This is a genomic window from Metallibacterium scheffleri, from assembly GCF_002077135.1.
In the GTDB taxonomy this organism is placed as follows: domain Bacteria; phylum Pseudomonadota; class Gammaproteobacteria; order Xanthomonadales; family Rhodanobacteraceae; genus Metallibacterium; species Metallibacterium scheffleri.
Genome location: NZ_LDOS01000002.1, coordinates 877633 through 890740, shown reverse-complemented (window position 1 = coordinate 890740; position 13108 = coordinate 877633). Strand labels below are relative to the sequence as shown.

Genomic DNA, 13108 nt, shown 5'->3' with positions numbered 1-13108 from the left:
CAGCGCCCGCACGGAGTCCGTTGATGTGCCTGGGCATTCCCATGCAGGTCGTGCACGGCGATGAATGGAGCGCACTGTGCCTGGCAGACGGTTCGCAACGCCGCGTCCACATGGCGCTGGTTGGCGCGCAGGATGCCGGCACGTGGCTACTGGTGCAGCAGGATACGGCACGCGAAGTGCTCAGCGCCGCGCAGGCAAGGGAGATCAAGCAGGCCCTGGCCGGTGTTGCCGCTGCGCTGCGCGGCGAGACCGATCTCGCCCGGTATTTCGGTGACCTCGGCAGCGCCCCTCCACGCGCACCGGGTCATTGAAATGGCTGCGAGCAGTTCCGGAGCGCCCGGCGCATCATGAATGCACTGCCCGCCCCGCCCGCTTTCCTGACACTGCGCGGCGCGCGCGGAACACATTTGAGTGTGGGCTTTGTCGCGCCTCGCGGGACACACAGCGAATCATGGCTGACGCATATTCGGCCTGCCGTCGCGCTGCAGCGCGTGGGCCTGGCATTTTCCTTGTGCCGTGTCGCGCAATGCACGACGACGCAACTGGCCATGCATGCGGCCGCTGCCGCCGATGCGCCCGATCAAACCGCGCTCGCCGCGGCCGTACGCGCCGAGTGGCTGCGCGAGCACGCCGTCAATCTGCTGCTGGCCTGGCCGCGCATGTTGCGGCAACCCGAGGAGCCCGCGTTGGTACGCGCACTGATCGGCGTCGCCGCTGACGCGCGCGCGGCGCCGCGCGCCTGGACGCGCCTGCTCGAGCAGGATCTGCTGGGCATGCCGCCAGCCGATTTCGTGCATCTGGATGCCGCCGGGCTCGAGGCATGGCACCGCGCGTCGGCCACCCCGCTTGCGGCGCGCTTCGCCGCGGCGCGGCGCGCGACGCCGTCGCTGACGCCGCAGCCCATGCTTGCGCAGCTTTCAACGTGGACGCAAGCCGACGCACACGCGCTGGCGGCACGGATGCGCAGCGACGCAGGATTCAGCCAGCGACCGCATTGGGACGGCGTGGTCAGCGAGAGTGGCGCCGGCGCGCGTCAGTTCGCGCATCCCCTGCTGGCCGCGTGGCGCGGACAATCGGGCAACGACGCCGGTATGCGCATGCTGGCGCGCCTGCTCGAGCTTGCCCTGGCCGCCACGGACGAGCTGCCCGCGGTGAACATGCGCGCCTGGAAGCTGCATGCCGGCGAGGCGATGGCTGCGGTCGATACGGCGCGCGGACCGCTGTTGCACTGGCTGCGCATCCGCGCCGGCCAGGTGGTCGCCTACCGTATCCTCGCCCCGACCGAATGGAACTTTCGCGGAGGCGGCGTGCTCGAGCAGGCGCTGACGCGATGCGATGGTCCCGATGACGCCCAGGCGCGCGCATGGGTGCTGGCGCTGGACCCCTGCGCCGAGTGCCGGGTGGAGCGAAGTGATGCATGAGATGGCGCTGGCCGAGGGGGTTCTCGGCATCATCGAATCCGCGCAGCGTGCGCAGCACTTCCACGCCGTGCGCGTGGTGCGCCTGGAAATCGGCGAGCTGGCCGGGGTCGAGGTGGCGGCGCTGCTGTCCTGCCTGGATATCGCGCTACGCCGCAGTGTCGCGCACGCTGCCCGCATCGAATGCGCGGCCGCCCCCGGTCGCGGCTGGTGCATGGACTGCGCGCGCAGCGTATCGATCGCCACGCTGTATGCCAGTTGCCCGCACTGTGGCGGGGCGCAGGTGCAGGCAACCGACGGACTGCAGATGCGCGTGCAGGATCTGATGGTCGAATGAGGAGACAAACCATGTGCAATGTATGCGGCTGCGGACAGGGCGAGACGCGCATCGAAGGCAAACCGGACGTGACTGCGACAGCGCATGCGCATCCACTCGGACATCGGCATGGCCACGATCACATCCACGATCACGACCATGCTCACGGCGACGCGCACGAACATGACCACGCTCACACGCACCTGCAGGATGTGCAACTTGCGCGGCACGCTGCGCAGGGGCACACGCACGAGCATGCACACGGGACGCGCACGGACGACCTGCATTACGGGCGTGGTGCGGCACATGCGCATGCCCCGGGCCTGAGTCAGGCGCGCATGCTGCGCATCGAGCAGGACATCCTTGCCAGCAACAATGCCCATGCCACGGACAACCGTCGCTGGCTCGAGGCGCATGGCGTGTTCGCGGTCAACCTGGTGTCCAGCCCTGGATCGGGGAAGACCACGCTGCTGGTGCGCACCATCGAGGCCTTGCGCGACGCGCTGCGCATCGCCGTGATCGAGGGCGACCAGCAGACGACGCATGACGCCGACCGCATCCGCGCCACCGGCACGCGCGCGCTGCAGATCAATACCGGCAAGGGCTGCCACCTCGATGCGGCCATGCTCGGCCATGCATTGGAGCATTTGCATCCCGAGGACGACAGCCTGCTGCTGATCGAGAACGTCGGCAATCTGGTGTGCCCGGCCAGCTTCGATCTGGGCGAGGCGCACAAGGTCGTGGTGTTGTCGGTGACCGAGGGCGAGGACAAACCGCTGAAGTATCCCGACATGTTCCACGCGGCGGACCTGATGCTGCTGAACAAAATCGACCTGCTGCCGCATGTGCGCTTCGATGTCGAGCAATGCGTCGCCTGCGCACACCAGGTCAAGCCCGGGCTGCAGGTGCTGCAGGTCTCGGCGCAGAGTGGCGCGGGCATGGAAGCGTGGCTGGATTGGCTACGCCGCGGTGTGAGCGGCGCGCATGAGCAGCGCAAGCACACGATCGACACGCTGCAGCAGCGCATCGCCGAGCTGGAAATCCAGCTCGCAGCCAAGGCTTGAGCCTCGGCGATGACCCTGTTGGAAGCTCCCGTCACTTCCCTTGCGCAGCATCGCGTGCGCGTGCGCGGCGTGGTACAGGGCGTCGGCTTCCGTCCATGGATATGGCGTCTGGCGCACGAGCATGGATTGCGCGGCTGGGTACGCAACGATGCCGAAGGAGTGGAGATCCTGCTGCAGGGCGAGCACGCGGCCATCGCCGCCTTCGCGCTGCGCCTCGAACACGAAGCGCCACCGCTGGCACGCATCGACACGCTGCATTGGGCCTCGCAGGCGCCGCAGGCGGGGCTGCACGATTTCGCGATACTGGCCAGTGCCCACCACGGCACCGCGCGCACCCTGATCAGCCACGACAGTGCGGTGTGTCCCGATTGCCTTGCTGAAATCTTCGATCCGAATGCGCGGCGCTGGCGCTATGCCTTCAGCAACTGCACGCACTGCGGACCGCGTTACACCATCACGCGCGGTATTCCCTATGACCGGGCGCGCACCAGCATGGCCGCTTTCCCGATGTGCGCGGCCTGCGCGGCGGAATACGCCGATCCGGGTGACCGGCGTTTTCACGCCGAACCCATCGCCTGCCCGATCTGCGGGCCGCGCCTGGGTTGGCTGGATGCTCACGGCCATGCACAGGATGGCACTGATGCGCTGCAGGCCGCGGTCGCGGCATTGCGCGCGGGCGCCATTGTGGCAATCAAGGGGCTGGGCGGCTTCCATCTGGCCTGCGATGCGCGCAACGCCGATGCCGTGCAACGCCTGCGCCAGCGCAAGCAACGCGAGATGAAACCCTTCGCGCTGATGTTGGCCAACCTGCACTCGATCGAGCCACTGGCGTTGCTGGATGCCGACGAACGCGCACGACTGCAGTCGCCGGAGCGACCCATTGCCCTGCTGCGCAAACGTGGCCGGGTCGATGCACTGCTGCCCGGCGTGTGCGACGGCATGGCGCGGCTGGGGGTGATGCTGCCGTACACCCCGCTGCACTATCTACTGTTTCACGAATACGCAGGACGCCCCGCGGGCAGCACGTGGCTCGACGCGTTCGACTCGCCGGCGCTGGTGATGACCAGCGCCAACCCCTGCGGCGAGCCACTGGTGGCCGACAATGCCGAAGCAGTGCGGCGTCTCGGCGGTATCGCCGACGCGTTGCTGGTGCATGATCGCGCCATCGTCGTGCGTTGCGACGACAGCGTGCTGCAGCACGCCGGCGGGCAGATGCAATTCGTCCGCCGCGCACGTGGCTACGTGCCGCGCGCGATCCGCCTGCAGGCGGACGGCCCGGTGGTGCTCGCCGTCGGCGCGCACCTCAAGAACACGCTGTGCATCACGCGTGGCGACGAGGCCTTCATCTCGCAGCACATCGGCACGCTCGACAATGCCGCCACCCGCGCCATGTTCGATGAAGTGGCGCAGCACCTGCTCGGCCTGCTGCAGGTGCAGCCGGTCGTGCTGGCCCATGATCTGCACCCGGACTTCCACTCCACCCGTTACGCGCAGACGCTGGCCGCGCGCCTCGATGTGCCCTGTATCGCCGTGCAGCACCACCATGCGCATATCGCCGCCGTGGCTGCCGATCATCGCCACAGCGGACCGTTGCTGGGACTTGCACTGGATGGCGTCGGTCTGGGCACGGATGGCGGCGCCTGGGGCGGCGAGCTGCTGCGCATCGATGGCGCGCACTGCGAGCGCATCGATCATCTGCGCGCGCTGGCCTTGCCCGGCGGCGACCGCGCTGCACGCGAGCCCTGGCGCATGGCGGCGGCAGCGCTGGCTGCCATGGGCCATGGCGATACCATCGCGCGGCGCTTTGCCGGGCAGCCGCAAGCCCTGGCTGTGCAGCGCTGGTTGACCTCGGGCGCGGCCATTCCCGGCAGCAGCAGCCTGGGGCGCTGGTTCGACGCAGCGGCAGGCTTGCTCGGCATCTGCGCCGTGATGGATTTCGAGGCCGAAGCCGCGATGCGCCTGGAGGCGCTGGCCTTGCGCCACGGGCCGGCGCAGCCTTGGCATGACGGCTTTCGAATCACCCGCGACGGGCTCGATTTGTTGCCGGCGCTGCAACACCTGCACAGCGCCACGGACACTGCCGAAGCCGCTGCGCGTTTCCACGCCACGCTTGCCGCAGCGCTCGTCGCATGGTCGCTGCAGGCAGCGCAAGCGCATGATCTCGGCGTGATCGCGCTCGGCGGCGGCTGCCTGCTCAATACCGTGCTGGCAACCATGCTGCGTGCTCAGCTTGCGGCGCATGGCCTGCTCGTACTGGAAGCGCAGCAGGTTCCGCCGAACGACGGCGGACTCAGCCTCGGTCAGGCCTGGGTCGCGCGGCAGCATCCGGCCAGCATCCACTGAAGGGGAATCACATGTGCCTCGCCCTACCCGCACGCGTCGTCGAACTGACTGGCAATGATCAGGCGGTCATTGAACTGGGTGGCATCCGCAAGACCATCTCGCTGGCGCTGGTCGATGGCATCGCGCCCGGTGACTACGTGATCGTGCACGTCGGCTATGCGCTGACGCGCCTCGACCCGGCACAGGCTGAAGCCACGCTGGCGATGATGGCCGCGGGCCCCATTGCCGAAACCGTGCCATGAAATACATCGACGAATACCGCAACAGCGCCCTGGCGCAGCACATCGCCGCGGCCATACGCAATGCCGCAAGCCCCGCGCGCATTTATCGGTTCATGGAGTTTTGCGGTGGCCACACCCACGCCATCGCGCGCTATGGCCTGCCTGATCTGCTGCCGGGCAACGTGCACATGATCCACGGCCCCGGCTGCCCGGTATGCGTGCTGCCGATCGGGCGCATCGACATGGCCATCGAGCTGGCGCTACGCCATCACGCCATCGTCTGCACCTATGCCGACACCTTGCGCGTGCCCGCCTCGGATGGCCGCAGTCTGTTGCGCGCGCGCGCACAAGGCGGCGACGTGCGCATGGTGTACGCGGTGGATGACGCCTTGCGCATCGCACGCGAGCATCCGGACCGCGCGGTGGTGTTCTTCGCCATCGGCTTCGAGACCACCACGCCGCCGACTGCCGTCGCCATCCTGCAGGCCGCTGCCGAAAACCTGCACAACTTCTCGGTGTTGTGCTGCCATGTGCTGACGCCTGCGGCGATCGCGGCCATTCTGGATGCACCGGCGGGCGAAGCACCGCAGGGCGTGCCGCTGGATGGTTTTGTAGGCCCGGCGCACGTATCGACGGTGATCGGCAGCGAACCCTACGCGGCCTTCGCGCGCGCCTATCGCAAGCCGGTGGTCATCGCCGGCTTCGAGCCGCTGGACTTGATGCAGGCCATCCTGATGCTGGTGCAACAGGTGAACGAAGGTCGCGCCGAAGTGGAAAACGAGTTCATGCGCGCGGTCACGCCAAGCGGCAACCGCAAGGCACAGGCGCTGATGGCGCAGGTGTTCGAACTGCGCGAGCGCTTCGAGTGGCGCGGCTTGGGCGAGATTCCACATTCGGCACTGCGCATTCGTGATGCCTACGCCGCCTTCGATGCCGAGCGCCGCTTCGAGCTGGGCTATCGCAGCGTGGCCGACAACCGGGCGTGCGAGTGTGGTGCGATCCTGCGCGGCCTCAAGCGCCCGATCGACTGCAAGCTCTTCGGCACGGTATGCACGCCGGAGACGCCGATGGGCTCGTGCATGGTGTCCTCGGAAGGCGCCTGCGCCGCGCACTACACCTACGGCCGTCACAAGGATGCGCAGGCGAGCGCGGCATGAGCGGACAAGTCAAAGCCGGCTACGCGCGCGCACTGGATATCAGGCGCGGTCGCGTCGATCTCAGCCACGGCGGCGGCGGGCGTGCCATGGTGCAGCTGGTGCGCGAGTTGTTCGCACGGCACTTGGGCAATACCTGGCTCGAGCAGGGCAATGACGGCACCGTGCTGCCACCGATCAGCGGACGCCTGGTACTGACCACCGACAGCCACGTGGTCGCGCCGTTGTTTTTCCCGGGCGGCGACATCGGCAGCCTCGCCGTGCATGGCACGGTCAACGACCTCGCGGTGATGGGCGCGCGCCCGCTGTGGCTGACCGCGGGTTTCATCCTCGAAGAGGGCTTTCCGCTGGGCGATCTCGATCGCATCGCCGCGTCGATGGCGCGCGCCTGCGCCGCGGCGGGCGTGCTGCTGGTCGCGGGCGACACCAAGGTGGTCGAGCACGGCAAGGGCGATGGCGTGTTCATCACCACCACGGGCGTGGGTGAGGCGCACCCGCACTGCACGCTTTCGGGTTCCGCGGCGCGACCCGGCGATGTGGTGCTGTTGTCGGGCACGCTGGGCGATCACGGCATGGCCATCATGAGCCAGCGCGAGAATCTCGGTTTCGACACGCCGATCGAATCCGACAGCGCGGCGCTGCATGGGCTGACGGCGCAGCTGATGGCGTGTGCGGGCGCGGACATCCGCCTGATGCGCGATCCCACCCGTGGTGGACTGGCGGCAACCATGAACGAAATCGCCGACCAATCCGGCGTCGGCGTGCTGCTGGATGAAGCGGCCATTCCGCTGCGCCCCGAGGTGGCCGCGGCATGCGAGCTGCTTGGCCTCGATCCGCTCAACGTGGCCAACGAAGGCAAGCTGGTACTGGTCTGCGCCGAGCAGGCCGCCACTGCCTTGCTGGCGACGATGCGCGCGCATCCACTGGGCCGCGCGGCGGCACGCATCGGCGGCATCACCACCGATGCCAACCATTTCGTGCAGATGCGCACGCAGTTGGGTGGCTGCCGCATGGTCGACTGGCTCAGCGGCGAGCAACTCCCAAGGATCTGTTGAGGCTATTCAACGTGTACACCGACTCCACGCCTTCGCACGGGTCCTGGATGAAACGCGGCGTGGCCCCGCTGGGCTTCGTGGCATTTCTGAACCTGTGCGCCTGGCTGGCGCTGCTTGCCGTGGCCGGACACGACGCCGCCCTGTTCGGCATCGGCGCGATGGCGTATTTCTTGGGCCTGCGCCATGCCTTCGATGCCGATCACATCGCCGCGATCGACAACGTGACGCGCAAGCTGCGCCAGGATGGCCAGCGCCCCGGCAGCGTCGGCCTGTTTTTCTCGCTCGGTCACTCGACGGTGGTGATTCTGCTGTCGCTGGGGCTCGCGCTGGCGGCTCGGGAAACCGAATCGCACATGGCGCTGATGCGCGGCATGGGCGGCGTGGTCGGCACCGTGGTCTCGGCCCTGTTCCTGACGGTGATTGGTCTGGTCAACCTGCGCATCCTCATCCTGCTGCTGCGGGCATTGAAGCGCACGCGCGCCGGCGCAACCGACATTGAGCAAGCCAACACCGATGCGCTACTGGAGCAGCGCGGCTTCATGTCGCGCGTGTTCCGGCGCCTGTACGGGCGCATCCACGCCAGTTGGCAGATGTACCCGATCGGGTTTCTGTTTGGCCTCGGTTTTGATACCGCCACCGAAATCGCGATCCTGGGCCTGTCCGCGGGCCTTGCCCAGCATGGCGCCATGAGTCTCTGGGGCGTGATGGTGTTTCCGCTGCTGTTTACCGCCGGCATGAGCCTGATGGATACGCTCGATGGTCTGGTGATGCTGCGCATCTATGACTGGGCGATGTCCGATGCAGTGCGCAAGCTGGTGTTCAACACCGCGGTCACCGGTATCGGGGTGCTCGTGGCATTGCTGATTGGCGGCATCGAATGGTTGCAACTGCTGGCCAGTGAACTGGGCTGGAACACCGGCATCTGGGGCGCGCTGGAAAATCTCGATTTCAGCACGCTCGGACTGATGATCACGGCGCTGATCGCGCTCACCTGGGGTGGCGCGGCGCTGTATTACCGGCGCGCCCTGCGGCCACGTGCGGCATGAATCGTCTGGGTCAACAAGTCGGCTGGCCTGCCTAGCCGTCAGGATGGCGACGGCCTGCGCATGCCAGCTGCAAGCGCACGGCGGCGGACTCGCCCGGACGGCGAAGTGAGCGTTTTATCAGGATTTTTCTGGGTTTCCCGGACTGCTGCGGACGTGCGCGAAAGTGAGAGTGGTGCCCGGGGCCGGACTCGAACCGGCACGACTGTTGCCAATCTGCGGATTTTAAGTCCGCTGCGTCTACCAATTTCGCCACCCGGGCATGGCGGCGGGCGTATTCGATACGCCTGGGGGTTGTTTGTGGAGGCCAGGGTCGGAATTGAACCGGCGTACACGGCTTTGCAGGCCGCTGCATAACCACTCTGCCACCTGGCCTTGCTTGCACGATACCTTGCACGATACCGCAGTCATGCACGATCGGGGCGTGGTAGAACCCCTGAAACAGCAAAACCCCGGATCGCCGAGGTTTTGGAAAACTGGAGCGGGAAACGAGACTCGAACTCGCGACCCCGACCTTGGCAAGGTCGTGCTCTACCAACTGAGCTATTCCCGCAACGGAATCGGAATTGTAGATGCGGGGCCGTGACTGTCAACCCCCATCACGGAAACTGGACTCGCTCAAGGCCGGCCAGGCCGCGCGCAGATAGCCGAAACCGGAGACCAGCGTCAGCGCCGCGGCGAGCACCAGCAGGACCTCGCCAACCTTGTAAAAACGCAGCGTACCGGCGTCGTGCTCGACCAGCAGCACGACGATGGCCACGAACTGCATGATGGTTTTCAGCTTGCCCAGCAACTGCACGCGCACGCGTGCGCGTTGCCCCAACTCGGCCATCCACTCGCGCAGCGCGGATACGCCGATCTCGCGTCCGACAATGACCGCGCTGGTCAGCGCCAGCAGCGCCGACGGGTGATCGGATACCAGCAGGAACAAGGTCACTGTCACCATCAGCTTGTCGGCCACCGGATCGAGGAACGCACCGAAAGGCGAGGTCTGGCCCAGTTTGCGCGCCAGCCAGCCATCCAGCCAGTCGGTCAGGGCGGCGGCCACGAAAACGCCCGCCGCGGCCAGGCTCGACCAATGCCACGGCAGGTAGAACACCACCACGACCACGGGCAGTAGCAGGATACGAAACAGTGTGAGCCAGGTCGGCAGATTGATGCGCATGGTCGAGGATTCAGGCAATGCGCAAGTGTGGCACGCGCGGCGCGCAGGCGTCAGCCATGCAGGGCAGCATAAATGCGCGCCGCCAAGCCGCGATCGATGCCGCTGACCCGGGCGATTTCCTCCACGCCCGCGCCTTGCAGGCCAGCCAGCCCGCCAAAGGCGTTCAGCAGCATGCGCCGCCGGCGTGGACCGATGCCCGGAATGTCCTGCAGCACGCTGCGCTCGCGCGTCGCTTCGCGGCGCCGGCGGTGCGCGCCGATGGCGAAGCGATGTGCTTCGTCACGTACCGCGTTGATCAATTGCAGCGCCGGCGAAGCGCTGCCCGGATGCAATTGCCCGCTGCCATGCGCCAGCACCAGGGTTTCCTCGCCGCTGCGTCGTGCCGGCCCCTTGGCTACACCGACGATCGGCACATCACGCAATCCCAGGGTATCCAGTACCTGCTCGGCGCGCGCCAATTGCCCTGCCCCGCCGTCGATGAGCAGCAGATCCGGGCTGGCCCAATCGCCACCTTGCGCGGCACGCCGGAAGCGGCGCGTGAGCGCCTGCTCCATCGCCGCGTAGTCGTCGCCGGCGACGACGCCGGTGATGTTGAACTTGCGATAATGACCTTTCATCGGACCCTCGGGGCCATAGGCCACGCACGAGGCCACCGTGGCTTCACCCTGGGTATGGCTGATGTCGAAGCATTCGATGCGCGTCGGCGGCTGCGGCAGTGAGAGCAGGCGCGCAAGATCGGCAAAACGCGCTTCCAGCGTCTGCCGGCTGGCCATGCGCGTGACCAGAGCGGCCTCGGCATTGCGTCCGGCCAGCTCGATGAAACGCGCGCGATCGCCGCGCACCTGGGTTTTGATGTGCACCTCGTGGCCGGCATGCTCCGCCAGCGCCTGCGCCAGCAGCTCGGGTTGCTCGGGTGCGTATTCGAGGATGAGCTCCGCGGGAGCCGCGCGTTCGGCGTAGTACTGGGCGATGAACTGCGCCAGCAGTGCGCCTGGCGCGGGCGCATCGACGCCCATGCGCGGGAAGAAATCGCGCGATCCAAGGGCCATGCCATTGCGGAAAAACAGCACGCTGACGCAAGCGCTTTCGCCGTTGATGCGGCAGGCCAGCACGTCCATGTCGGCGCTGGCGCCCTGCACGTAGTGTTCGCTCTGTATCGTGCGCAAGGCCTGGATCTGATCGCGCAAGCGCGCCGCGCGCTCGAACTCCAACGCATCGCTGGCGCATTGCATGAGCGCGGCAAGCTCGTTGATGACCGCGCTGCTGCGGCCTTGCAGGAACATTTGCACGTGGCGCACGTCGACGGCGTAATCCGCGGGCGAGATCAAGCCGACGCAGGGCGCGCTGCAGCGCCCGATCTGGTATTGCAGGCAGGGCCGGGTGCGATTGCGGAAATAGCTTTCCTCGCAACCGCGCAGGTGGAAGAGCTTGTGCAGCAAGTTCAGGCTTTCGCGCACCGCGCCGCTGCTGGGAAACGGCCCGAAATAACTGCCCGGCAGCGTGCGTGCACCACGATGGTAAGCCAGGCGCGGATAGTCGGCATGCGCGGTGATCAGCACATAAGGATAGCTTTTGCCGTCACGCAGCAGGATGTTGTAGCGCGGCTGGAATTGCTTGATCAATTGCGCTTCCAGCATCAGCGCTTCGCTTTCAGTACGCGTGACGGTGGTTTCCATGCGCGCGATCTGCGCCACCATCGCGGCGATGCGCGGCTCGAGCAGCGGGCGCATGAAGTAATTGCTGACGCGCTTTTTCAGGTTGCCGGCTTTGCCGACATACAGCAGGACGCCATCGCCCGCGTACATGCGATACACGCCCGGCGCGTGGGTCAGGTGGCGAACGAAGAGTTTGCCGTCGAACGTGGCCGGTGCCGATGCGTGCATGACGGCATTTTACGCGCCGAGCGACAACTTCCCGAGGGCACCGCTGTCCAGGTCGAGGCGATGCAACAGGTGCGTGCTGCGCTCGGCCAGCCACAGGCTGCGCCCGGCGATGGCGAGTCCGGCAGGCTCCTGCAGCGTTTGCGGCAGCACCATGCTTTGTACCGTCCACCCGGCGCGCCCTGCCGGGTTCATGCGGCACAGGCGTCCATTGAGCGTGTCGGCGACATACACCGTGCCGGTGCCATCCACCGCCAATCCCAGCGGATGCGCGAAGCGCGCCGTGCCGGCCGTGCCGTCGGCCAGTCCTGGGTGCCATGGACCCAGACCCGCCAGCGTCGAAAGCTTGCCGTCGGCGATGCGCAGCGCGCGCACGGCGTTGGCGCCGGCATCCGCGATCAACAATTGTCCGGCGTGGTAGGCCAGCGCCGCTGGCTGCACCAGTCCAGCCTCGAGCGCCGGGCCATCGAGCAGGCGGTTGTGACCGTTGCCCACGAGCACCTCGACGCGGTCCGCGGCCAAGTCCATGCGCCAGATTTGATGCTGCCCGGCCATGCTTACGTACATCTGGTTGTCGCGTACCAGCAGCGCCACCGGCGCGCTGACCGCGAGCGTCCTCGGCGCGATCGCCGCGCGCGGCGTGTCGAAGCCTTCGCGGCCGCTGCCAAGCACGGTTTCAACCTGCCCCGAGGCAAGTCGCACACGGCGCACGGCATGGTTGCCGGTGTCGGCGACGTACAGCGATTCCCCGCTCAGCGCCAGGCCCTGAGGGTCGCAAAACCCGGCATCGTTCAAGCGCCCGTCCCAGTAGCCCGGCGTGCCCGAACCGAACTGGCGCAACACACGCCCATCCTGCGTGCATTCCAGCACGCGATTGCGACTGCTGTCGCTCACGTACAGGCGCTGCGCGTCCACCGCCACGGCCGAGGGAAAGCGCAAACTCATTTGCGGCTCGCCGCCATCGATGCCAGGGGCCGCATCGAAGCGGCGCAAATCGCGTGCGGCGGCGTCTTCCAGCAGGTTGCTGGCCAGCGTTTCCAGCTCGTCGCCCATCAATTCACCCTGCAGCACGCGCACCACGCCGCCTTCGCAGTCGATGACCACCGCGCTGGGCCAGGATTCGATGCCGAATGCGCGCCACGCTCGCCAGTCGGCATCGTTGGCCACCGGTACGCGCAGGTGCAGCCGATGTGCCGCCTTGGAAATCGTCAGCGCCTGTCGCTGCGCCGCATATTTCGGCGTATGCACGCCCAGCAACACGACGCCATCGTGCAGTCGCGCGGCCATTTTCTGCAGCCGCGGCAGCAGGTTGATGCAATGGATGTTGTCGTAACTCCAGAACAGCAGGATCACCACGCGGCCACGCAGGCTGTCCAGGGTGATGCGCCCGCGCGTGTTGACCCAATCCAGCGCATCGACGGACAGCGGCAGTTGCGGTTTGGCGGACAT

The 13108-nt window shown here is 67.1% G+C and carries 12 protein-coding genes and 3 tRNA genes; 9 read left to right on the top strand and 6 right to left on the bottom strand.

Going from position 1 to position 13108, the window contains the following annotated elements:
- The first annotated feature begins 23 nt into the window (after positions 1–23).
- The 9 genes from Mschef_RS09185 to Mschef_RS09145 are packed head-to-tail and all read left to right on the top strand — an operon-like array spanning position 24 to position 8617.
- Entirely contained in the window at positions 24–311 is a 288-nt protein-coding gene (locus tag Mschef_RS09185; RefSeq protein WP_081129940.1) for a HypC/HybG/HupF family hydrogenase formation chaperone, read from the top strand.
- Between the two features lie 36 nt (positions 312–347).
- Complete coding sequence (locus Mschef_RS09180; protein WP_081127771.1) at positions 348–1421, top strand: nickel-dependent hydrogenase large subunit; 1074 nt, start codon at positions 348–350, stop codon at positions 1419–1421.
- Entirely contained in the window at positions 1414–1755 is a 342-nt protein-coding gene (locus tag Mschef_RS09175) for a hydrogenase maturation nickel metallochaperone HypA/HybF (RefSeq protein ID WP_081127769.1), read from the top strand. Before Mschef_RS09180 ends, Mschef_RS09175 begins: the two co-directional genes overlap by 8 nt.
- 11 nt (positions 1756–1766) lie before the next feature.
- Complete coding sequence (gene hypB, locus Mschef_RS09170; protein WP_081127767.1) at positions 1767–2798, top strand: hydrogenase nickel incorporation protein HypB; 1032 nt, start codon at positions 1767–1769, stop codon at positions 2796–2798.
- A gap of 9 nt (positions 2799–2807) precedes the next feature.
- Entirely contained in the window at positions 2808–5141 is a 2334-nt protein-coding gene (gene hypF / locus Mschef_RS09165; RefSeq protein WP_081127765.1) for a carbamoyltransferase HypF, read from the top strand.
- A gap of 11 nt (positions 5142–5152) precedes the next feature.
- Complete coding sequence (locus Mschef_RS09160; protein WP_081127763.1) at positions 5153–5383, top strand: HypC/HybG/HupF family hydrogenase formation chaperone; 231 nt, start codon at positions 5153–5155, stop codon at positions 5381–5383.
- Entirely contained in the window at positions 5380–6519 is a 1140-nt protein-coding gene (hypD, locus tag Mschef_RS09155) for a hydrogenase formation protein HypD (RefSeq protein WP_081127761.1), read from the top strand. Before Mschef_RS09160 ends, hypD begins: the two co-directional genes overlap by 4 nt.
- Positions 6516–7571: a hydrogenase expression/formation protein HypE gene (gene hypE, locus Mschef_RS09150; RefSeq protein WP_081127759.1), complete on the top strand. Its 1056-nt coding sequence runs from the start codon at positions 6516–6518 to the stop codon at positions 7569–7571. The genes hypD and hypE overlap by 4 nt, the downstream gene beginning before the upstream one ends.
- A gap of 11 nt (positions 7572–7582) precedes the next feature.
- Positions 7583–8617, top strand: coding sequence for a HoxN/HupN/NixA family nickel/cobalt transporter (locus Mschef_RS09145; RefSeq protein WP_206780156.1), 1035 nt, complete (start codon positions 7583–7585; stop codon positions 8615–8617).
- A gap of 170 nt (positions 8618–8787) precedes the next feature.
- Here Mschef_RS09145 and Mschef_RS09140 read toward each other — a convergent pair.
- From Mschef_RS09140 to Mschef_RS09115, 6 genes are all read right to left on the bottom strand, one after another.
- Positions 8788–8876, bottom strand: a tRNA-Leu gene (locus tag Mschef_RS09140).
- Positions 8877–8915: 39 nt separating this feature from the next.
- Positions 8916–8989, bottom strand: a tRNA-Cys gene (locus Mschef_RS09135).
- Between the two features lie 102 nt (positions 8990–9091).
- Positions 9092–9167, bottom strand: a tRNA-Gly gene (locus Mschef_RS09130).
- A gap of 36 nt (positions 9168–9203) precedes the next feature.
- Positions 9204–9779: a CDP-diacylglycerol--glycerol-3-phosphate 3-phosphatidyltransferase gene (gene pgsA, locus Mschef_RS09125; RefSeq protein ID WP_081127755.1), complete on the bottom strand. Its 576-nt coding sequence runs from the start codon at positions 9777–9779 to the stop codon at positions 9204–9206.
- Positions 9780–9829: 50 nt separating this feature from the next.
- Entirely contained in the window at positions 9830–11662 is a 1833-nt protein-coding gene (uvrC, locus tag Mschef_RS09120; protein WP_081127753.1) for an excinuclease ABC subunit UvrC, read from the bottom strand.
- Positions 11663–11671: 9 nt separating this feature from the next.
- The gene (locus Mschef_RS09115) at positions 11672–13108 is read right to left on the bottom strand and encodes a thioredoxin-like domain-containing protein (RefSeq protein ID WP_168708959.1); all 1437 of its coding nucleotides are present in this window, start codon (positions 13106–13108) and stop codon (positions 11672–11674) included.